Raw genomic sequence first — 21,548 nt, 5'->3', positions numbered from 1 at the left:
GTGCACAGACTCGACCTCAGGCCTCGCCGCGCTCCCACTGCTCGATGAGCCCGGCGTAGGACTCCTCGGTGAGCAGTCCGTACAGCTTGAACCGGGCCATGCCCCCGTCGGGGTAGATGTCCAGCCGTGCCTCGGTCATCGGCCGGTCCAGGTCGATGACGAACCGATGCCGGGTGTCGGGCTGCAGCTCGGTGCGGGGCAGGACCTCGAACCACTCGCCGTCGTCGCCGTCACGGCCGCGGACCGTGGCGGCGCCTGGTGCATTGCCCAGGAAGTAGCTCGTGTCGAGCTCGATCAGACTGACCCGCCCCTGGCCGGCCAGGCGCACCTGCACCCAGTCGTTGCCGTCGTCGCGGCGTCGGGAGGTCTCCCAGCCCTCACCCATGTGGCGGGCCCGGCCGGGCATCAGCAGGTTGTTCGGTGAGCTGTAGAACATGTTGGAGCAGGCCGTGATCAGGCCGCCGTTCTCCAGCGCGGCCAGGTCGAAGTGGCCGTACCGGAAGAAGTGCGGGTTGGGCACGCCTCGGCCGTGCACCCGGAAGCGGGCGATGCCGCCGTCGGGGTGCATCGTCAGACGCACATGGGTGAAACGGTCCTTGGCATCCACCCGGAACGGATTGCGGGTGTCCCCGTCGACCGGACTCTTGTCGACGATGGTGATCCACTCGGTGTCGTTGACCAGTTCGTCGACGGAGACCACACCCTCCTTGGCGGCGGCCTCCACCGAGATGAACGGTGGGTAATTGCCCTTGAACCAGGCGGTGTCGACGACGACGCCGTAGATCACGCCCGGAGCGCCGAGGCGGATGATCGCCTGGTCGACCCCATCGCGACGACGACGCCGTGTTTCCCAGCCGTCATAGATCTGGCCCTTGTGACCGAACGTCGCGGGCCGGTACTCCGCGGGCGGCGTCGAGATGAGGTTCTGCGCCTCCGCGAACAGGTCGTCATTCGACCACACGACGGCACCGCCGAGATCCCGTAATGCCAGGTCAGGCATCGAAGTGAAGTGAGGGCGGGTTCCGGACGCGGTGGGTGGGGGCGAAGGGGTCACGGCCACCGATCCTAATGGCGTTTGCGATCGCGGCACATTCGAGGGCATACTTGCGCAGTCCAACTAGGTGCACATTGCAACTGATTGATTCGCGCACCGAAGAATTGCTCCGACTCATCCGGGGGGATCCGCCATGCTCGATCCGGTCGAGGTCGACCGCCTCTTCGACGCGCTGTCCCGCTACCTGCGGGTACGTGACCGAGCCGTGCACACGACCCTGCGCACACCGGACGGCGACGTCGAGATCGCGGCGTTCAAGGGACTCTTCCATCTGCAGCGCCGACCGATGCGTTCCCGCGAACTCGCGGGCGCGCTCAACTCCGATCCGTCCACGGTCAGCCGACAGGTCGCCCAACTCGTCGACAAGGGGCTGGTGCGTCGGGAGGCCGACCCGCACGACGGACGGGCGACTTTGCTGGTGATCACCGAAGCCGGAGACGCCCAGGTCGAGGCCATGCGCTCGGCTCGGCGCGCGGCGATGAACGACGCCATGTCGGACTGGACCGCCGACGAACTCTCCACCTTGGTGAGCTTGCTCAACCGATTCGTCGACGCCACCGAGACCTTCATGGTTCCCGACTGCGCGAGACCCCCATCCGGGAAGCACGCCAACGACGAATCCCAGCCCGATCGAAAGGACCCCGATGACCAACCATGACGCGGCGGCCGCCTCGTCGGCCTCACCCGTAGAACACGCGGGTGCCGGTCTGACGCATCGCCAGATCCTCACAGTGATGGCCGGACTGATGATCGGCATGTTCCTCGCCGCCCTCGACCAGACCATCGTCTCGACGGCGATCCGCACCATCGCCGACGACCTGCAGGGCTACGACCTGCAGGCCTGGGTCACCACCGCCTACCTGGTGACCTCCACGATCGTCACCCCGCTCTACGGCAAGCTCTCCGACATCTACGGCCGCAAACCGTTCTTCCTGCTGGCCATCTCGATCTTCGTCATCGGGTCACTGCTGTGTTCGATGGCCACGTCGATGTACATGCTGGCCGGCTTCCGAGCGCTCCAGGGGCTCGGTGCCGGTGGTCTGTTCACCCTCGCACTGACCACCATCGGCGACATCGTCCCGCCCCGGGAACGAGCCAAGTACCAGGGCTACTTCCTGGCGGTGTTCGGCACCTCGAGCGTGCTCGGCCCGGTCCTCGGCGGCTTCTTCGCCGGCCAGTCGTCGATCCTGTGGATCTCCGGGTGGCGCTGGGTGTTCCTGGTGAACGTGCCGATCGGCATCATCGCGCTGTTCGTCGTCTACGCCGTCCTCAACTATGACCAGAACAAGGGCACCGGAACCCGCACCGACTACTGGGGCGCGACGGCACTCGCGGTGACAGTGGCGCCGATCCTGGTGGTGGCCGAGCAGGGCCGCGTGTGGGGATGGTGGTCGACGAAGTCGATCGTGTGTTACGCCATTGCCGTCGTCGGGCTGGCTGCGTTCATCTGGATTGAGAACAAGATGGGCGACGACGCCCTGATCCCGCTGCGGGTGTTCAAGAATCGGGTCTTCGCGCAGGGCATCGTCGTATCGATGGTCGTCGGCGCGGTGATGTTCGGCGGCATCTCGATGCTGCCGCAGTATTACCAGGTGCTGCGCGGTTCGAGCCCGATGGTGGCCGGACTGCAGATGCTGCCGATGGTGCTCGGACTGATGTCCGGATCGGTGGCGTCGGGTCAATTGATCTCGCGCACCGGCAAATACAAGGTCTTCACGATCCTCGGGTCGGTACTGATCACGGTCGCGACATTCCTGCTGCACTACGTCAGCATCACCACGCCGGTGTGGGTGGTTATGCTCTATGCCGCACTGCTCGGCTTCGGCCTGGGCAATCTGATGCAGCCGATCACCCTCGCGATGCAGAACATCCTGCCGCCCAAGGATATGGGACTGTCGACCGGAACCGCCACGTTCTTCCGGCAGATCGGTGCGACCCTCGGTGTGGCCGTGTTCTTCTCACTGCTGTTCTCACTGATGGGACCCAACATCAAGGACGAGATGACCGCCGCGTCGACGCAGCCGGGATTCTCTGCCGGGGTGATGGAGGCGGCCCAGAGCAGCGATCCGCAGGTGCGTGAATTCGGTCAGTCGCTGATCGCGAGCCAGGCCAATCCCGGCGCGGCCGGTTCCGGATCCTCCGACAGTGTCATGAATGACACGTCGATCATCGCGAAGCTGCCCGACTCGCTGTCGGAACCCATCATGACCGGCTTCGCCAACTCGATGGACCGGGTGTTCCTGACCGTGTCGATCGTGTCGCTGCTCGCCATCATCGGCACCGTCACCTGGAAGGAACTGCCGCTGCGGTCGGGGCGCCCGATCGGTGCGCCCAAGGACGCACCGAGTGGGGAGCCGCAGAAGTCCTGACCGAGCCCCACTGACGGCGCTCTCCTGAACGTTGACAGCGCTCTCCTGAACGTTGACAGCGCTCGTCACCACACTGACAGCGCTCGCCACCACACTGACAGCGCCCAGACAACAGCCGAGCGCGCCCGCGGATCAGATCGCGGGCGCGCTCGGCGTCATGTAGAGCGCTGTCAACGAGAATCAGAGCGCTGTCAACGTCAGAAAGAGCGCTGTCAGCGACATGGCGTCAGCCGCGTGAGGGCTCGTTGGCCTCGCCGGGATGCTCGGCCAGGCGTGCGATCGCCGCTTCGGCGACCTTCTCGGCCTCGGCCTTGCCGACCCATCCGCCCGGCGTGACCTCCTTGCCCGGCTCGAGATCCTTGTAGTGCTCGAAGAAGTGCGAGATGGCGCTGGTCTCGTACTCGGAGACGTCACCGATGTCCTGGATGTGGTTCCAGCGGATGTCGTTGGCCGGGACGCACAGGAGCTTGTCGTCGCCGCCGGCCTCGTCGGTCATGGTGTACATGCCGACGACGCGGGCCTTGACGATGACGCCCGGGTACACCGACTCCGGGAGCAGCACGAGCGCGTCGAGCGGATCGCCGTCGTCGCCCAGCGTGTTGTCGATGTAGCCGTAGTCGGCGGGATAGCCGAACGCCGTGTACAGGTAGCGATCGAGATAGATCTTGCCGGTCTCGTGATCGACCTCGTACTTGTTGCGGCTACCCTTCGGGATCTCGATGGTCACATCGAATTCCACGCGTCCTCCTTGATCGTGGCACTGTCGTTGGGGTGATGGCGGCCGCCCCAACTGCGGAGTCGGCTACGCGAATCGCCTCAACGATACTGTTAGGACGCCACCAAGAGAATGTCGAGACCCGGAGGTCATGCGGTGCACAGTACTCCAGCGGCGGACGTGAGCGGACCGCGACGACGCCGCTGGATCGTTCGATCGCTGCTCTCGGTCATGCTGGTGGCGGTGATTGCGGTCGGCGCCGGATTCACCTACCTGCAGCTGACCAAGCCCGATCCGCTGCCCGCCGGCATCCCGGCGCGACCTGCGGCGATCGCGGCCGACCCGCAGATCGACCCGGTCGCCGCCACCGCGCCCGAACCCACCTCGGCGGGGGTCACCGCCGCGATCGCCGACTCCGTCAAGGCGCCTCAACTGGGCACGTTGACCGGGCAGATCAGTGATTCGCTGACCGGCGCCGTGCTGTGGTCGGAAGGTGCCAGTACGCCCCGGACGCCGGCCTCGAACGCGAAGGTCCTCACCGCGGCCGCCGCTCTGCTGGCCCTGCCGCACGATCAACGGGTCACCACGACCGTGCTCGCCGGACCCGACGGACAGGTGATCCTGCGCGGCGCCGGCGATCCGACGCTGACCGCGCAGGCCCCCGGTACCGACACCTTCTACACCAACCCGGCGCGGATCTCCGACCTCGCCAACCAGATCGTCAAATCGGGCGTCGACGTCACCTCGGTGGCGGTGGACCTGTCCGCGTATTCCGGCCCGACCATGGACCGCACCTGGTCTCGGGACGACATCGCCGGCGGTGACATCGCGCCGATGGAATCACTGATGGTCGACGGCGCGCGGATCAAGCCGCTCGACGAGTATTCGCCGCGCGAGGAGCAACCCGGCATCGCCGCCGGGAAGGCGCTGGCGAGTGCGCTCGGCGTTTCCACCGACGTGACCGAGGCGAGCGCACCCGCCGGTGCCCAGACCATCGCGACGGTGCAGTCGGCGCCGCTGGCCACCCGCGTCAACGACATGCTCCGGTTCTCCGACAACGTACTCGCCGAGGCATTGTCCATCGAACTCTCCACCTCCCAGGGCGGGCCGGCGACACTGGCCGGTGGTGCGCAGGCCGTGCTGAAGACCTTGTCGCAGAACGGTTTCGATGTTTCCGGGGCGACGTTGACCGATTCGTCGGGCTTGTCCTACGGCAACAAGGTGCCCGCGTCGCTGCTCGACGAGGTGATGTCGGCGGCCAGCGGCGACACCGAGGCCGGCGCGTCGGCGTCGGACGGCGACGCGTCGAGCACCACCCGGGACCGGGACATCAAGATGCGACCGATGCTCGACGGGCTGCCGGTGGCCGCCGGGACCGGAACCCTGGCCGACCGCTTCGACCCGCGCACCAATCCGGGCGCCGGATGGGTGCGCGCCAAGACCGGAACACTGACCGGGGTCAGTTCGTTGACCGGGATAGTTCAAACCGTCGATGGGCGGGTGCTGTCGTTCGCGTTGATGTCGGGGGGAACATCCCCGGTCGATGCGCGGCCCGCACTCGATGCCATCCCCGGCGACTTGAGGGAGTGCGGATGTCGGTGAGCCAGAGCAGTGAGAACGAGGTCGCGGCCCGCAGTGGGTTGCTCGATCCGGTCGGCGCCAAGATCGACTGGGGTCTGGCCGCGGGGGTGGGCAAGAAACTGTCCCGACCCGGACCGAAGATGACGACCTACACACGCGACGCGGCGCGGGCCGAACTCGCCGACGCCGCCACGCGCGCCGAGGGTCCGGTCCGTGAGGTCACCGGACTCGCCGACGGTCTGGCCGTGCCGGCCGCGCGGGTCCTCGAACGTGACGAGTGGATCGACGCCGCGGCCCTGTCGATGCGGTCGATGCTCTCCGGCGACGGTGAGACCCTCGACGAGTCGCCGGGCATTTCCGGCCGCATCGGCGGACTGCAGGCATCGGGGTTGCTCGCGTTTCTGTCCACCGCGATCCTCGGCCAGTACGATCCGTTCTCGCCGGGACCGGCCGGCGCCGACGATCCGGGCGTGCTGATGCTGGTGCTGCCCAACATCGTCGGGGTGGAACGGTCACTGAAGGTGTCCCCCAGCGACTTCCGGTTGTGGGTGTGTCTGCACGAGGTCACCCACCGGGTCCAGTTCTCCGCGAACCCCTGGCTGCGCCAATATATGTCGGACAACATCGAGGTGCTGACCTCCGATGCCGGGGAATCGGTGGCCGACGTCGCCGCGCGGATCACCGGTGCACTCAAGGGCGGAAAGCCCAGGGAGAAGGGGATCATCGGAGCGATGCAGCTGCTGCAGACGCCCGAACAGTACGACGCGTTCAACCGGATGCTGATGCTCGGCACCCTGCTCGAAGGTCACGCCGACCATGTGATGGATGCGGTCGGGCCCGCACAGGTGCCCACCGTCGCCTCCATCCGGGCGGCCTTCGACAAACGCCGCACCGGACCGCGAAATCCGGTGCAGCGCATCATCCGTGCACTCATCGGAATGGATGCCAAACTGGCCCAATATATTCGGGGCAAGGCCTTCGTCGACGAGGTGGTGTCGACGGTCGGCATGGAGCGGTTCAACACCATCTGGACCTCGCCGGAGACCATGCCGCTTCCAGACGAGATCGACGAGCCGTCGAAGTGGATCACGCGGGTGCTCTGAGACGTGCGGTCGCGGACTTCGCGGCCGCACACCTCGACGGTGCCCGCGAGGTGTGCGTCGGATTGTCCGGCGGCCCCGACTCTCTCGCCCTGACCGCCGCCGCCCTCGACAGCGGCCTGGCCGTGCGGGCGCTCATCGTCGACCATCGGTTGCAACGCGGATCGGCCCACGTCGCCGACTCCGCCGCGCGCGCCGCGACGGCGCTTGGTGCCCGCGCCGACGTCATCGAGGTCAGCGTCGGGCACGACGGCGGGATGGAGGCCGCGGCCCGTACGGCCCGCTACGACGCGCTCGAGCATGCCCGGGAGGGGCTGCCCGTCCTGTTGGGACACACCATGGATGACCAGGCCGAGACCGTGCTGCTGGGTCTGGCCCGCGGATCGGGTGCCCGGTCGATCGCCGGGATGCGCCCGTGGTCGGCGCCGTGGGCCCGCCCCCTTCTCGGAATCCGCCGCGCCCAGACCCTGGCGGCCTGCGCCGAAAGGGGATTGGCGCCGCACTCCGACCCGCACAACCGGGACCCGAGGTTCACCCGCGTGCGTCTACGGTCCGAGGTCATTCCGCTGCTCGAGGACGTGCTGCACGGGGGTGCGGTGGAGGCGCTGTCACGCACCGCCGGTTCCCTGCGCGAGGACAACGATGCGCTCGACGGTTTTGCGGACACGCTGTACCGCGAGGCCGTCCGCACCGGTGATCCGGCGCCGGAACTACTGATCGCATCACTGGCCGCGACCGTGCCGGCGATTCGTCGGCGGGTGATCCGGTTGTGGCTGCACGACGCCGGTGCCACCGAGCCGACGTCCCGGGTGATCGTCGGTATCGATGCGCTGATCACCGATTGGCGTGGTCAGGGTGGCGTCGCCATCGGTGGGGATGCGGATGTACGACGCAGCGCGGCCAGGTGCGGTGACGCCATCGTCGTGCAGGAGAGTCCACGTCGCTGAGGTGCGACGGAACGGCGAGTTGATCGTCTCGATGTACCGGAAGTCGGCGACCACCAGGCTGCCACCGCCGCCGAGGATGCAGACGGTCGACCCGGCGAGCAGTCCTCCTGCGATTCCGCCCACCAACGGCGCCGATGACGGTCCCGACGAGAGTCGAGATCGTCATGCCGGGCACTGACCGTCTGGTTGAACCGTGCCAGTGCCGCATCGTCACGTTCCTAGTTGGCAGTCGGACCGGCCGGGAGCCGATTGCATGCGGCGGCCCGAAATGGTGCCACCTGCTTCGGATCGACGGCGACGGAATGCGCAAGATCATTTGTGGGCATGAGGGTTGCAGCGGTATCGGTGACATGCGCGCCGATCGGGAATCGGCGATCGTCGAGACGATAAACCAGCGGCATCCGGAACACCTCGACGTCGGCGTCGCGTCGGCGTCGATCGACAGGGAGGTGCCGCGGTGCCGGAACGTCCCGTCGGTCAGGGTGAGTGACACTGAGGTGTCGTCGAACGACACGGTGTGGCCGACGATTCTCGGTGGGGCGGCACAGGCCGGAGCGATCACCGAAAAAGATAGCAGTGCAAGGCAATACGGCACGGCAATGGTGAGGTGACGCAGTCGGATCCCGAACGGTCGGGCTTGTCGGTAAGACGCGGCGGAAGGTCGAGGTGGTGCGGTGGTCGACATGGTGGGTCATTTCGATGGTGTCGGGTCCGGTGCCCCGGAGTCGAATCCGCCCGGCGGTGGTCGACCGGGCTCTGTTTTGTGGTCCCGTTATTCATTTTTTTCGGCAATCAAATGGTGCGGTGGCTCGGGGCGGAATGTTGGGAATGACCCGGAATTTCCTGTGGATATTTGATCTACGACCGTGAGAATTAACGAATAAACGCTGCCGTGACTGATGTGGCGTGTTGTGATCGCACCGTGACGCCGGTGCCGACCGACGGTGTACGACGTCGGGCACTCATGGCGGTAGGTCGGCCGATCACCGGCCGATGGTCGATGTCGACGGCGGGCGAATTCTGCCCGTGCGTGCTGCGCCGCCTCGTGGACGTGTCAAGCTTGAGTCCGTGGCGAACGAGACCCAACATCACTACGGCGACGACATCGAAGCGGTGCTGATCACCGAGGAGCAGATCAAGGTGCGCACCGCCGAGCTGGCCGAGTCGGTGGCCGCGCGGTATCGCGAGCTCGACCAGGATCTCGTGCTCGTCGGAGTCCTCAAGGGCGCGATCATGTTCATGACCGACTTCGCCCGCGCGCTACCCATCCCATCGCAGATGGAGTTCATGGCGGTGTCGAGCTACGGGTCGTCGACGTCGTCGTCGGGTGTGGTGCGCATCCTCAAGGACCTCGACCGCGACATCGAGGGCCGTGACGTCCTGATCGTCGAGGACATCATCGACTCGGGGCTGACGTTGTCATGGCTGATGAAGAACCTCGCGACGCGCAACCCGCGGTCGCTGGAGGTGTGCACGCTGCTGCGGAAGCCGGAGGCGGTGCGCTCACCGGTGTCGGTGGCCGACGTCGGCTTCGACATCCCCAATGAGTTCGTCGTCGGCTACGGCCTCGATTACGCCGAGCGGTACCGTGACCTGCCGTTCATCGGCCGGCTGCGCTCGAGCGTGTACGAGCACTGACGCACGGTCGCACCCGTCCTCGTCGGTCGCACCGTTTCCCGCTGCCGGCACGGGACTCACAGGCTGTGCTCGACGCGACCGTTCTCGAACCGGACGAGTCGGTGCGGGCCGCCCATGCCGGGGCGTCCACCAACGCGATATGAAGCACTCGACACCCGATTCGCCCGCGATCGTGCTCGGGCGCTCGCTCTCGATTTCCCGGAATTCGATGTCGAGTTCGCGGCATCGTGACATCGCGTCGGCGATGGCGTAGAGCCTGCCGTCGAGTGAGTCCAGCGACGAGGAGGTGGTTGCTGCGGCCGTCAGGTCGTCCCAGAGTGGTGCAGGTGGGCGCGCACACGCGCGATTGCCGGAGGCGGCGCCAACAAACACAGGGAACGGTTTCACCTGCGTGATCGTTGACCGGTAGCCTTATCACAACGAGCGCGGTTGCTGGTCTGTTCGCCGCGCTCTCGAATCGATGGGAAGGACGATTGGGAACGGCGCCGTCTCCACCGGCCCGCCGGCCCTCCACCAATTCGCATGAACCGCAAGACAGTCTTTCGTAACCTCGCCATCGTGGCGGTCATCGTGCTCGCCTTCTGGGGCTGGAGCGTGTGGCGTGACAATGATCGCGAGTACACGGCCGTGGACACCTCGGTCGCGTTGACGCAGCTCAATGTCAAGAACACCAAATCGATTCAGATCGATGATCGTGAGCAGCAGCTCCGCATCGAGACCGATACGCCGGTCAAGGTCGGTGACGATGAGCTGACCAAGATCAGCACGAAGTATCCGGCGGCGGCGAGTGAAGAGATCTTCAACGACGTCAAGGCCACCGGCGCTCCGTATCAGACGAATGTCAACGAACAGTCGGTGTTCTGGCAGATCATGCTGTTCATCCTGCCGATGATCTTGCTGTTCGGTTTGTTCTTCTTCGTGATGAGCCGCATGCAGGGTGGTGGTCGTGGTGGCGTGATGGGCTTCGGCAAATCGCGCGCCAAGCAGCTCACCAAGGACATGCCGAAGACGACGTTCTCCGATGTGGCGGGTGCCGACGAGGCCGTCGAGGAGCTGTACGAGATCAAGGATTTCCTGCAGAATCCGGCGCGCTACCAGGCGTTGGGCGCGAAGATCCCGAAGGGCGTGTTGCTGTACGGCCCGCCCGGTACCGGTAAGACGTTGCTGGCGCGGGCGGTGGCCGGTGAGGCCGGGGTGCCGTTCTTCACGATCTCCGGTTCGGATTTCGTCGAGATGTTCGTCGGTGTCGGTGCCTCGCGTGTGCGTGACCTGTTCGAGCAGGCCAAGAACAACAGCCCGTGCATCATCTTCGTCGACGAGATCGACGCCGTGGGTCGCCAGCGTGGTGCGGGACTCGGCGGTGGTCATGACGAGCGCGAACAGACCCTCAACCAGTTGCTCGTCGAGATGGACGGTTTCGGTGACCGTCAGGGCATCATCCTGATCGCGGCCACCAACCGACCCGACATCCTGGATCCGGCGTTGTTGCGTCCGGGCCGTTTCGACCGGCAGATCCCGGTCGGCAATCCGGATATGGCGGGTCGTCGCGCGATTCTGCGTGTGCATGCCAAGGGCAAGCCGATCGACGCCGACGCCGATCTCGACGGTCTGGCCAAGCGCACCCCGGGTATGTCGGGTGCGGATCTGGCGAATGTCGTGAACGAGGCCGCGTTGCTGGCCGCGCGTGAGAACAAGCAGACGATCACCGCGGAGATGCTCGAGGAGGCCGTCGACCGGGTGATCGGTGGGCCGCGTCGTAAGAGCCGCATCATCAGTGAGCACGAGAAGAAGGTCGTCGCCTACCACGAGGGTGGTCACACCCTGGCCGCGTGGGCGATGCCCGATCTCGATCCGATCTACAAGGTCACGATCCTGGCGCGTGGTCGGACCGGTGGTCACGCCCTGGCGGTGCCGGAGCAGGACAAGGATCTGATGACCCGCTCGGAGATGATCGCCCGGCTGGTGATGGCGATGGGTGGTCGTGCCGCCGAGGAACTCGTCTTCCACGAGCCCACGACGGGTGCGTCGTCGGATATCGATCAGGCGACGAAGATCGCTCGTGCGATGGTCACCGAGTACGGCATGAGTGCCCGCCTGGGTGCGGTGCGGTATGGCCAGGAGCAGGGCGATCCGTTCCTGGGTCGTTCGATGGGCAATCACACCGACTACTCCGCCGAGGTCGCGAATGAGATCGACGAGGAGGTGCGTCGTCTCATCGAGGCCGCGCACACCGAGGCGTGGGCGATCCTGTCGGAGTATCGCGACACCCTTGACGTGTTGGCCAGCGAACTCCTCGAGAAGGAGACGTTGACGCGTAAGGATCTGGAGAAGATCTTCGGCCAGGTCGAGAAGCGCCCGCGGATCACGACGTTCAACGATTTCGGTGATCGCACCCCGAGTGACAAGCCGCCGGTGAAGACTCCCGGTGAGCTCGCCATCGAGCGCGGTGAGCCGTGGCCGCCGCCGGAGCCTGCGAAGGTTCCGGAGCCGGTCGGTGCGGCCGGTGGCCAGCCGGGCGGTTTCGGTCAGCCTGCCGGTGCGGCACCGGCGTATCCGCCGCAGGCCGCTCCGGGTGGGTATCCGCCCGCGCAGCAGCATCCATATCCGCCGCAGCAGAATCCGTATCCGCCGCAGGGGGGTTACCCGCCGCAGCAGCCGCAGCCGGGTGGCTATCCGCCGCCGGCCGCGCCGCCGGGTGGTGGCGCCACGTGGCCCGACTATGGCGCACCGCGCGACTGGTCGGCTCCCGGCTGGCCGCCCCGTGAGGAGGGGCCGGGTGTCAACGGCGGCTCCGCCCCGAACGGCGCGAACGGTCAGCATGGGCCCGGCCCGAATGGGACCGGTCAGCATGGCAATGGTGTGAACGGCAACGGCGCCTGAAGGGTCAGCTCGATGACGATCAGCAATGGTCACCACCCGGACGTCGCTGCCCTGATCGGTGACGATTCCGTGGAATCTCCGGCGTCGGTCATGTCCGGACGTCACTTCGATCAGGCGCGCGCGGAGGCGGCGGTGCGCGAGCTGCTCATCGCGGTCGGGGAGGATCCCGACCGAGAAGGGTTGCAGCGCACGCCAACTCGTGTGGCGAACGCCTATCGGGAGATGTTCGCGGGGTTGTACACCGATCCGTCGGCGGTGCTCGCGACGACCTTCGACGAGGACCACGACGAGTTGGTGCTCGTCAAGGACATCCCGATGTACTCCACCTGTGAGCATCATCTGGTGTCGTTCCACGGGGTCGCCCACGTCGGCTACATCCCCGGTGAGAGCGGTGAGGTGACCGGCCTGTCGAAGTTGGCGCGGCTGGTGGACCTCTACGCCAAGCGGCCGCAGGTACAGGAGCGACTGACCAGTCAGATCGCCGACGCGTTGGTGGCCCGGCTGAAACCGCGGGGCGCGATCGTGGTGATCGAGGCCGAGCATCTGTGCATGGCGATGCGTGGCATCCGCAAACCCGGTGCCCGCACCACCACGTCGGCGGTGCGTGGACTGTTCAAGACCAGCGCGGTCTCACGCGGCGAAGCGCTCGACCTCATCACACGTTGACCGGCGATCCCGATGCCCGCACGCAGATCATGGGCATCATCAACGTCACCGCCGATTCCTTCTCCGACGGTGGCCGGTACCTCGATGTCGACGCCGCACTCGCGCATGCGCGGCGCCTGCTCGACGACGGGGCCGACAGCATCGACGTGGGCGGCGAATCGACCCGTCCCGGCGCGATCCGCGTCGACCCCGACATCGAGATCGCCCGGGTCACACCGGTGATCTCGGCACTCGCCGAGGGCGGCGTCACCGTGTCCGTCGACACCATGCGTGCGTCGGTTGCGGCGGCCGCGATCGAGGCCGGCGCCGCGATCGTCAACGACGTCTCCGGTGGTCGCGCCGACCCGGACATGGCGCGGGTGCTGGCCGATTCGGGCCTGCCGTGGATCCTGATGCATTGGCGCCCCGCCGGGGAGGATTCCGACGCCGGACGCCGCTTCACCCATCGCGTCGACGACACCGGCGGCTATCACGACGTGGTGGCCGAGGTGAGTCGTGAACTGCTCGGGCAGGTCGACGCCGCGGTGAGCGCCGGCGTCGATCCCGATCGGATCATTCTCGATCCCGGTCTCGGTTTCGCCAAGACCGCCACCCACAATTGGGCTCTGCTGCATGCCTTACCGACATTCGTCGGACTCGGTTTCCCGGTGCTCGTCGGGGCGTCGCGCAAGCGCTTTCTCGGTACCCTGCTCGCCGACGGCGAGGTCGATCGGCCGCCGGCCGGGCGTGACATCGCGACCGCCGCGGTCAGTACCCTGGCCGCCGCGGGCGGTGCGTGGGGTGTCCGGGTGCACGACGTGGCGAGCAGTCGCGATGCCGTGGCGGTGGCGACGGCCTGGGCACACGGTGGGTCCGGGCGTATTGAGGGAGGACTCTGATGGCCGACCGGATCGAGCTCCGCGGATTGCGGGTGCGCGGCAATCACGGCGTCTTCGACCATGAACGCGTCGACGGCCAGGACTTCATCATCGACATCACCCTATGGCTCGAGTTGCGGATCGCCGCAGCCTCCGATGATCTCGCCGACACCGTCGACTACGGCGCGTTGGCGCAACGCGCCCACGACGTCGTCACCGGGACCCCGCGGAACCTGATCGAGACCGTCGGCGCCGAGATCGCCGACGACATCATGGGCGATGAGCGCATCCACGCCGCGGAAGTGGTGGTGCACAAGCCGTCCGCACCGATCCCACTGACCTTCGACGACGTCGCCGTGGTGACCCGACGTTCCCGGAAGTCGCAGCGATGAGCCACACCCGCGCGGTCCTGTCGGCCGGGTCGAACGTCGGTGATCCGATGGCGAATCTGCGGTCGGTGGTCGACGGGTTCGGCGCCGATGTGGTGGCGGTGTCCGACGTGTACGCCACCGCCCCGTGGGGTGGTGTCGAGCAGGCCGATTTCCTCAACATCACTCTCATCGTCGAGGGGGAGCGGAGTGCCGCCGACTGGCTGCGCCATGGTGCCGAGCTTGAGCGGCATGCACATCGGACTCGTGACGTTCGTTGGGGCCCAAGGACACTCGACGTCGACGTGATCACCGTCAGTGATGCGGCGGGGGTGGTGCGCAGCGACGACGAGGCGCTGATCCTGCCGCATCCGCGTGCCGCGCAGCGCGCCTTCGTGCTCGTGCCGTGGCTCGAGATCGATCCCGACGCGACGTTGTGGACCGATGGCGGTGAGCAGCGTGTCGACGATCTCGTCGACCGGCTGCCGGGCGCCGATCGCGAGGGTGTGCGTCGTGTCGGGGCGGTGCCGCGATGACCACACCCACCCCGCCGCCCGGCGATGACGAAAAAGAGCGGATGGGGCCGACGAAGCCGTTCGACCTCGTCGTTGTCGCCCTCATCGTCGGTGTCACCGCGTGGATCCTGGTCCGCTACAACTACTCCAGCGTGCCGCCGCTGCCGGTGCTGACCGGCATCGTGCTCTACATCCTCGCCGTCATCGAGGTGGTGGTGGGGTTCATCGTGCGCGCGCGGGTGGAGGGTCGCGACGTGGGACGTGCTCGCGGACAACTGCATCCGCTCACCGCGGCCCGGGTCCTCGCGCTGGCGAAGGCGTCGGCGATCCTCGGTGCCATCGCCACCGGTCTGTGGGCCGGGGTGCTGGTGTTCCTGCTGACCCAGCACGACATCGCCGCGGCCGAGCACGATCGGCCCGCCGCGGTGGTCGGCCTCATCGGTGGGGTGCTGCTGACGGTTGCCGCGTTGTGGCTGGAGTACTGCTGCCGGGCCCCCGACGATCCGGAGGATTCCTCGATCAACGGGTCGAGTCCCGGTCCGGCCTGAGCGACGATGTCGACCGGAGGGGCGTCTACCGGTACGCATGACCCGCGATTTCCCGGCCGACCCGGCGCGTTATCTGCGGCACCTCAGGGTACCCGGGGCCGCGCCCTACCAAACCCGCGATTCGTGACTCTCCGCCGGGCTTGGGAGATAACACAGAGATCAACGGGTAAGTTGCACTGATATGACGACCACCTCCGGCCGTTCCTCGGACACTCGGCGCACGGGCCGCTCCGTCGGCCAGTGGCTGCTGGGTCTGCTCATCGTCCTTGCCCTCGCGGCCAGCATCCTGATGATCTTCACCGACAACCTCTCGATCACCGGCTCGCTCGCGGTGATCGCGGCGCTGTGGGCCGCGGTGATCGGTGCGATCCTTGTCACCCGGTTCCGCAAGCAGGCCGAGACCGCGGAGGCCAAGAGTCGCGATCTCCGCCTGGTCTACGAACTGCAGTTGGAGCGGGAGATCGCCGCGCGCCGGCAGTACGAGCTCGACGTCGAGTCGACGATCCGCCGCGAGGTGGCGGCCGAATCGGGTGCAGAGCTGGCCGCACTCAAGGAGCAGGTCGTGTCGCTGCGATCGAGTCTGGAGCGACTGCTCGGCGAGTCGCTGCCCGATGATCAGGTGGCGTTGCCCAACGAGAAGCTGCGTGAGCTGGCCTCGGGCCTCGGTGGTCACGGACTCGATCCGCATCCTTACGGCGGTCAGTACGACTCTCCCGAGGCCTACGCCCACGACGACGGGGTTCTTGCCGCCCGCGACTTCGCGCAGACCGCACCGTCGGCCGCCGACGGTCGCCACATCGGGCCCACCGCCGATCCGAACGAGATGACCGAGGTCATCCCGGTCATCACCGACGATCCGCTGTCGCGTCCCTACGGGGCCGAGGCGCCCTACGAGTCGGTGTACGAGACCGAGTATGCGTCCGTGCTCGCCGAAACCGACGAGGTGACCGACGTCGAGACCGCCGACGCGGCGGACGCGGAGATCGCCGACGTCGTCGACGACGGTGGTGTGGCCGGTGGCCCGGGGGTCGGGGAGGCCCCGTCGGCCGACGAAGAGTCACCCGCCGCCGTACCGGTCTCGGCCTACGTCGACGAAACGCCCACCGATGAGTGGGCGACGCAGGCCGCTCAGGCCGAGCCGACCGCACCGGCCCAGCCGACCGGTGGTCCGGTTCCCTTCCTCGGTGGTGGACGGCATGAGACGGTCGGTGCCGCAGCCGGGTTCACCGGTGGGCGTCGTCGCCGCCGGGAGGATGAGGTGGAGCAGCCGGTGGCCGCCGAAGCCGCTGCCGACGACTTCGACAATGCGCACTCCAACGGGCTTCCGGTGTCGGAGTTGCTGCGCCAGTTGCGGGAGACCGAGGGCGGGTCGGGTCGCCGTCGCCGTCGCGACTGATCGATGCGTCGCCGTCGCGACTGATCGATGCCGGCGCCGTCGCGGCTGAACGGTGTCTGTGATTCGGTGAGCCCGATCACACGTATTGGATCCGTGTCGACCTGACGGCCTAACCTTGCTCTGCAACGTCTGGTACCCGGCCGGGTGCGTTCCGCGACGACATCGATGCGGAATCTCTCGGCAGCCCACGGGACTGGAACGACCTGGAGGACAGTGGTGACCTCATCGGATGATGACGCCTACGCGGCGCGTTCCGGTGTCCCCGCAGATCGTGCGTCGGGATTCCCCGGCATCGCCAATCTCCCCACGCCGGCCCGTCTGACGGTCGGCATCGTCGGCTCCGGGCGTGTCGGTACCGCGCTCGGTGCGGCGCTCGAACGTGCCGGTCACGTCGTCGGTGCCGTCCTTGCCCGTTCCCCGCAGTCGCGCCGTCGGGCGGCGGCACGTCTCCCGGAATCGGCGATTCTCGACCTCGACGGTGTCCTCGCTCGTTCCGAACTGCTCCTCGTCGCCGTCCCCGACGCTCAGCTGGAATCGGTGATCGCAGATATTGCTGCGTCCGGCAGCTTGCGTCCGGGTACATTGGTCGCCCACACCGCCGGTGCGCAGGGTGTCGGCATCCTGGAACCGCTCACGCGGCGGGGTGCGATGCCGTTGGCCATCCATCCCGCGATGACCTTCGTCGGTACCGACGACGACACCGCCCGCCTGGCCCGCGCATGCTTCGGTATCACCGCCGCCGACGAGGTCGGCGAGGCCATCGCGTCGGCGCTCGTCCTGGAGATGGGTGGTGAGCCGGTGCGGATCGCCGAAGCCGACCGCACGTTGTATCACGCAGCCCTCGCGCACGGCGCCAACCACCTGATCGCATTGATCTCGGATGCGGTGACGGCGCTCAATCACGCCATCGCCGGGCCGGACGGCGTCGCGCATCCGACCGCCACAGTGGACGGTGATCCGGTCCGCCTGGCCGAACGAATCCTCGGTCCACTGGTGACCGCATCCCTACAGAACGTGCTCGACCTCGGTCCCGGTGCCCTGACCGGTCCGGTGGCGCGCGGTGACGCATCGGCGGTCGCTGCCCATCTGGCCGCGTTGCGCGCATTGCCCGGGGGAGCGGAGACCGACTCGATCGCCGAGTCCTACCGCATGCTGGCGCGTCGGGCCGCTCACCAATCCGATGCGCCGCCTGCGGTTTTCGACGTTTTGGAGTCCCGATGACCAGTCATGTGATCGCCGACGAGGCGAACCTTTACACACCCGGAATGCTGACGGTGCACCGTGATCCGGTCGACCTGCAGCGAGTCAGCAAGGCGCTGCGTGGTTCCGGTAAGCGGGTGGCGCTGGTACCGACGATGGGTGCCTTGCACGCCGGTCATCTGGAGTTGGTGCGGGCCGCGAAGAGTCGCGGCAACACGATCGTCATCGTCTCGATCTTCGTCAATCCCTTGCAGTTCGGCGAGGGTGAGGATCTCGACGCCTACCCGCGCACCTTCGACGCCGACCTGGCCCTGCTGAAGCCGCTCGGGGTGGAGTTGGTGTTCGCCCCCACCGTGGCCGGGATGTACCCGCAGGGCCGTCGCACCATGATCCATCCCGGTCCGGCCGGTGACATCCTCGACGGTGCTTCGCGCCCAGGACATTTCGCCGGCATGCTGACCGTGGTGAACAAGCTGCTGCACATCGCCGCACCACACGCCGCGTACTTCGGTGAGAAGGACTACCAGCAGTTGGTGCTGATCTCACAGATGGTCGACGACCTCAACATGGACGTCGAGATCGTGGGTGTGCCCACCGTCCGCGAACCCGACGGGCTCGCCCTGAGTTCCCGTAACCGGTACCTCTCCGAGGAGCAGCGGGCACTGGCCACCGCACTGTCGGCGGCGTTGACCGCCGGATCGCACGCCGCGCCGGGCGGCGGTGACGCCATTCTCGCTGCGGCACACACGGTTCTGGCTGCGGTACCGGAGATCGAACTCGACTATCTCGCCCTGCGGGGCCGGTCTCTGGAGGACCCGCCGACGAAGGGATACGGACGACTGCTGGTCGCGGCTCGGCTCGGCCCGGCCCGCCTCATCGACAATGTCGGCGTCGCGATCGGCCTGAGCCTGGAGGAACGCGAGGCCAGATCCGAATGAGACCACCGTTCTGCCATCCGACCGATCCGCACTGAAGTACCGAACAGCACTGAAGTACCGAACAGAGGACCCCCACATGCTCCGCACCATGATGACCTCGAAGATCCACCGCGCCACCGTCACGCAGGCCGACCTGCACTACGTCGGTTCGGTCACCATCGACGCCGACCTGCTCGATGCCGCCGATCTCCTCGAAGGAGAACAGGTCACCATCGTCGACATCACCAACGGCGCACGCCTGGAGACCTACGCGATCGCTGGTGAACGTGGCTCCGGTGTGATCGGCATCAACGGTGCCGCAGCGCATCTCGTGCACCCCGGCGACCTGGTGATCATCATCGCGTACGGCATCCTCAACGAGGCCGAGATCGCCGAGTACGCACCGCACGTCGTCTTCGTCGACGAGGCGAATCGCGTGCTGGAGTCGGGCACCGATCCGGCTCGCGCACCAGAGGGCTCGGGGCTGCGCGATCCGCGCCACGCCGACGTGCTCGTCGACGCCACCGCCTGACGACTCTCGTTACGTATGCTCCTCACCATTGACGTCGGCAACACCAACACGCACATCGGTGTGTTCGCCGGCACCGGCGCGCACGCCACGCTGGTGAACGATTGGCGCCTGCACACCGAACCCGATCGCACCGCAGACGAATTGGCATTGCTGATCAAGGGCCTGTTGGGTGCCGACATCGAGCAGGTCACCGGCGTATCGGCGCTGTCGATCGTGCCATCGCTGCTACGGGAACTGCGCGTGATGGTCGCCCGCTACTTCGACAATCCGCACAACGTGATCCTGGAACCCGGTGTGCGGACCGGTGTTCCACTGCTCGTGGACAATCCCAAGGAAGTCGGCACCGATCGGGTCGCCAACTGCCTTGCCGCCCAACACATCTATGGTGGCCCGGCGATCGTCGTGGCCTGCGGAACCGCCACCGTCGTCGACGCCGTCTCGGTCAAGGGTGAGTTCCTCGGCGGCGCCATCGCTCCCGGGGTCAATCTGGGTGTCGAGGCATTGAGCGAACACACGGTGACGGTCCGCAAGGTCGAACTCATGCCACCGCGGAGTGTGCTCGGCAAGAACACCGTCGAGGCACTGCAGTCGGGCATCCTGTTCGGCTTCGCCGGCCAGATCGACGGATTGGTGGAGCGCGTCCGATCCACTGTCCCGGGATTCGACGGCGACGACGTCACCGTGGTGGCCACTGGCTTCCTCGCTCCGCTGATGTTCGACGAATGCCGCACTCTCACAGTGCAACACCCGCACCTAGCCCTCGAAGGTCTGCGTTTGGTGCACGAGCGGGCCAAGCAGCAATCCCGTGGTAGGGGACGCTGAGCCGGTCGTCCTAACCGTCCCCTCTCGCTCGATCCGGCGGTAGCATCCCCGCTGGTCGAGCGCACGCAACCTTCGCTGGCCGAGTGCCGACGAGCTTGCGAGTCGGTGTATCCATCAGACCGACCTTGTCGAGGTCGAGGCCACCTCCGCTAACCGGGAGCGAAACCGAACCAGCGCCAACCAAACCCGTCCCTGTGGACACTGATACTCCTCATCCCCAACCGATTCCGCGCTAAGAAAGTTGTCGGTGGTCGTCGTTACACTTGAGTCAGTTCAGTTGGAGCGATCATCGTCGACGCGCGCAGCCCGCCCGCACCGACGTCGAGGTGCAGGAGGTCGGTGCGCCGTACACGGCCCAGGGCGGTGCGGGTCGGCAGGTTGATGTCGACGTTGGTGGTGCCGGTTCCGATCTCGCCGCCGTCGAGCCCCGAGCCCAGGACGTCGAGTCGGGCGTACACGCCGTTGCATGCGGAGAACACCTCGGCGCGCAGCCGGTCGCGATTCGCGGTGAGGACCGGATCGCGCTGACTGGCCGGGGTGAACTGGAAGTAGCGGGTGCCGGTGACGTCGGCGAGGGCCAGCAGTCCCTGGGCGACGACGACCGGATGGGTGGCGAATCCGTGGAAGAAGCTCGGGTCGGTGTCGAGGCCGCCGGGAACCCGGGCCGGTGCGAGGGCCAGCGCCAGCCGGTCCGCCTCGAGCGTGGACGCCCCCACGAACATGCGCTCACTCATCGCCCCGCACCATATCGGACCGGCGAGGGACCACCGCGCGGCGTCATTCACGGGAACGCCGAGCGACAGCTCCCCGCCGCGACTTTCACCCACCCCGAGCAAGAAACCCCATCGCCTCTGGTCCCGACGCCGCAACTGTGGCACACTTGTCGCCGTGATCAAGAGCTGTCAGGAGTGTTGTCAGGGCTGAGCCCGCGTCGTCGTTTCTTCACGACACAGCGGTGGCCCCTCGCCAACCCTCCCGCTCGTTTCGATCACTTTCGAGGTTTCCTCCCATGACCGCATCGGTCCAGCTTCTCGCACCGGTTTCTGCTCCCACCCCCAGCGCTCCGCTGTCGTTGCGCATCGCCGACTACCGCAACGCGCTCGCCGCCGGTGCCACCCCGATTGACGTGCGCAGTCAGCGCAAACGCCAGGCCGACGGCGCGCTGCTCGGCGCGATCGCCGTCGACGCCGCCGAGGCGATCGACCTGCTCACCCCCGGCTCGCCGACCGCCCTGCGTATCGCCGCCGGTGATGCCCGCTGGATTCTCGTCTCCGACGACGGCCACGAAGCCGAGTGGCTGGCGTGGCATCTGCAGGCCCGCGGCGTCACCGGGGCGGTGTTCGTGATCGGCGGATATCGCGGTCTGCGTCGCGCCGGGATCAACGGGCAGATCAGCCAGGGTGAGCTCGACGTTTTCTCCGCGCACTGATCGCGCACGTTGGC

General features: G+C 67.0%; 22 protein-coding genes. 19 read left to right on the top strand and 3 right to left on the bottom strand.

From position 1 onward, the window contains the following. Positions 1 to 16: 16 nt before the first annotated feature. Positions 17 to 1,000 carry an allantoicase gene (gene alc, locus ACWDPV_RS02845; RefSeq protein ID WP_348809765.1) on the bottom strand — a complete coding sequence of 328 codons (984 nt, stop codon included), beginning with the start codon at positions 998 to 1,000 and terminating at the stop codon, positions 17 to 19. Positions 1,001 to 1,187: 187 nt separating this feature from the next. Between alc and ACWDPV_RS02840 the strand changes: the two genes are divergently transcribed. Together ACWDPV_RS02840 and ACWDPV_RS02835 are read left to right on the top strand one after the other, a co-directional pair. After that, entirely contained in the window at positions 1,188 to 1,712 is a 525-nt protein-coding gene (locus ACWDPV_RS02840; RefSeq protein WP_348807116.1) for a MarR family winged helix-turn-helix transcriptional regulator, read from the top strand. Then, a complete protein-coding gene (locus tag ACWDPV_RS02835) occupies positions 1,699 to 3,423 on the top strand; it encodes an MDR family MFS transporter (RefSeq protein WP_348807117.1) in 1,725 nt (574 codons plus the stop codon). The genes ACWDPV_RS02840 and ACWDPV_RS02835 overlap by 14 nt, the downstream gene beginning before the upstream one ends. Before the next feature lie 226 nt (positions 3,424 to 3,649). Here ACWDPV_RS02835 and ACWDPV_RS02830 read toward each other — a convergent pair whose 3' ends face one another. Next, the gene (locus ACWDPV_RS02830; RefSeq protein ID WP_348807601.1) at positions 3,650 to 4,162 is read right to left on the bottom strand and encodes an inorganic diphosphatase; all 513 of its coding nucleotides are present in this window, start codon (positions 4,160 to 4,162) and stop codon (positions 3,650 to 3,652) included. A 207-nt stretch (positions 4,163 to 4,369) separates the two neighbouring features. Between ACWDPV_RS02830 and dacB the strand changes: the two genes are divergently transcribed. From dacB to ACWDPV_RS02750, 16 genes are all read left to right on the top strand, one after another. Then, entirely contained in the window at positions 4,370 to 5,740 is a 1,371-nt protein-coding gene (dacB, locus tag ACWDPV_RS02825; protein WP_449741889.1) for a D-alanyl-D-alanine carboxypeptidase/D-alanyl-D-alanine endopeptidase, read from the top strand. Further along, complete coding sequence (locus tag ACWDPV_RS02820) at positions 5,731 to 6,822, top strand: zinc-dependent metalloprotease (protein ID WP_449741666.1); 1,092 nt, start codon at positions 5,731 to 5,733, stop codon at positions 6,820 to 6,822. The genes dacB and ACWDPV_RS02820 overlap by 10 nt, the downstream gene beginning before the upstream one ends. Further along, positions 6,801 to 7,766 (top strand): tRNA lysidine(34) synthetase TilS, encoded by a 966-nt coding sequence (tilS, locus tag ACWDPV_RS02815; RefSeq protein ID WP_348809763.1) that lies wholly within the window; start codon positions 6,801 to 6,803, stop codon positions 7,764 to 7,766. The genes ACWDPV_RS02820 and tilS overlap by 22 nt, the downstream gene beginning before the upstream one ends. A 134-nt stretch (positions 7,767 to 7,900) precedes the next feature. Continuing rightward, on the top strand, positions 7,901 to 8,377 hold the full coding sequence (locus ACWDPV_RS02810) for a hypothetical protein (protein ID WP_449741665.1): 477 nt from the start codon (positions 7,901 to 7,903) through the stop codon (positions 8,375 to 8,377). Positions 8,378 to 8,834: 457 nt separating this feature from the next. After that, positions 8,835 to 9,404 carry a hypoxanthine phosphoribosyltransferase gene (hpt, locus tag ACWDPV_RS02805; RefSeq protein ID WP_348807605.1) on the top strand — a complete coding sequence of 190 codons (570 nt, stop codon included), beginning with the start codon at positions 8,835 to 8,837 and terminating at the stop codon, positions 9,402 to 9,404. Positions 9,405 to 9,926: 522 nt separating this feature from the next. After that, the gene (gene ftsH / locus ACWDPV_RS02800) at positions 9,927 to 12,284 is read left to right on the top strand and encodes an ATP-dependent zinc metalloprotease FtsH (protein WP_449741664.1); all 2,358 of its coding nucleotides are present in this window, start codon (positions 9,927 to 9,929) and stop codon (positions 12,282 to 12,284) included. A gap of 90 nt (positions 12,285 to 12,374) precedes the next feature. Continuing rightward, positions 12,375 to 12,950 (top strand): GTP cyclohydrolase I FolE, encoded by a 576-nt coding sequence (gene folE, locus ACWDPV_RS02795; protein WP_348807618.1) that lies wholly within the window; start codon positions 12,375 to 12,377, stop codon positions 12,948 to 12,950. A 29-nt stretch (positions 12,951 to 12,979) separates the two neighbouring features. Next, the gene (gene folP / locus ACWDPV_RS02790; RefSeq protein WP_449741888.1) at positions 12,980 to 13,828 is read left to right on the top strand and encodes a dihydropteroate synthase; all 849 of its coding nucleotides are present in this window, start codon (positions 12,980 to 12,982) and stop codon (positions 13,826 to 13,828) included. Beyond that, positions 13,828 to 14,199 (top strand): dihydroneopterin aldolase, encoded by a 372-nt coding sequence (gene folB, locus ACWDPV_RS02785; protein WP_449741663.1) that lies wholly within the window; start codon positions 13,828 to 13,830, stop codon positions 14,197 to 14,199. The genes folP and folB overlap by 1 nt, the downstream gene beginning before the upstream one ends. Continuing rightward, entirely contained in the window at positions 14,196 to 14,711 is a 516-nt protein-coding gene (gene folK, locus ACWDPV_RS02780) for a 2-amino-4-hydroxy-6-hydroxymethyldihydropteridine diphosphokinase (protein ID WP_449741662.1), read from the top strand. Before folB ends, folK begins: the two co-directional genes overlap by 4 nt. After that, entirely contained in the window at positions 14,708 to 15,238 is a 531-nt protein-coding gene (locus ACWDPV_RS02775; protein WP_449741661.1) for a DUF3180 domain-containing protein, read from the top strand. Before folK ends, ACWDPV_RS02775 begins: the two co-directional genes overlap by 4 nt. Before the next feature lie 181 nt (positions 15,239 to 15,419). Further along, positions 15,420 to 16,634 carry a DUF6779 domain-containing protein gene (locus ACWDPV_RS02770; RefSeq protein WP_449741660.1) on the top strand — a complete coding sequence of 405 codons (1,215 nt, stop codon included), beginning with the start codon at positions 15,420 to 15,422 and terminating at the stop codon, positions 16,632 to 16,634. Positions 16,635 to 16,850: 216 nt separating this feature from the next. Continuing rightward, positions 16,851 to 17,855: a Rossmann-like and DUF2520 domain-containing protein gene (locus ACWDPV_RS02765; RefSeq protein WP_449741659.1), complete on the top strand. Its 1,005-nt coding sequence runs from the start codon at positions 16,851 to 16,853 to the stop codon at positions 17,853 to 17,855. Continuing rightward, a complete protein-coding gene (gene panC, locus ACWDPV_RS02760) occupies positions 17,852 to 18,772 on the top strand; it encodes a pantoate--beta-alanine ligase (protein WP_449741658.1) in 921 nt (306 codons plus the stop codon). The genes ACWDPV_RS02765 and panC overlap by 4 nt, the downstream gene beginning before the upstream one ends. A gap of 76 nt (positions 18,773 to 18,848) precedes the next feature. After that, on the top strand, positions 18,849 to 19,283 hold the full coding sequence (gene panD / locus ACWDPV_RS02755) for an aspartate 1-decarboxylase (protein WP_449741657.1): 435 nt from the start codon (positions 18,849 to 18,851) through the stop codon (positions 19,281 to 19,283). 15 nt (positions 19,284 to 19,298) lie between these two features. Then, positions 19,299 to 20,105 (top strand): type III pantothenate kinase, encoded by an 807-nt coding sequence (locus ACWDPV_RS02750; RefSeq protein ID WP_449741656.1) that lies wholly within the window; start codon positions 19,299 to 19,301, stop codon positions 20,103 to 20,105. 257 nt (positions 20,106 to 20,362) lie between these two features. Here ACWDPV_RS02750 and ACWDPV_RS02745 read toward each other — a convergent pair whose 3' ends face one another. Next, complete coding sequence (locus ACWDPV_RS02745) at positions 20,363 to 20,839, bottom strand: hypothetical protein (RefSeq protein WP_449741655.1); 477 nt, start codon at positions 20,837 to 20,839, stop codon at positions 20,363 to 20,365. A gap of 275 nt (positions 20,840 to 21,114) precedes the next feature. Here ACWDPV_RS02745 and ACWDPV_RS02740 point away from each other — a divergent pair, with 275 nt between their 5' ends. Beyond that, positions 21,115 to 21,534, top strand: a complete 420-nt coding sequence (locus tag ACWDPV_RS02740) for a rhodanese-like domain-containing protein (protein WP_449741654.1) — start codon at positions 21,115 to 21,117, stop codon at positions 21,532 to 21,534. The last annotated feature ends 14 nt before the right edge of the window (positions 21,535 to 21,548 follow it).

This window comes from Gordonia sp. NPDC003504 (assembly GCF_053587995.1).
Note: the sequence above shows the minus strand (reverse complement) of the source record. Positions and strands in the feature narration are given on the sequence as shown.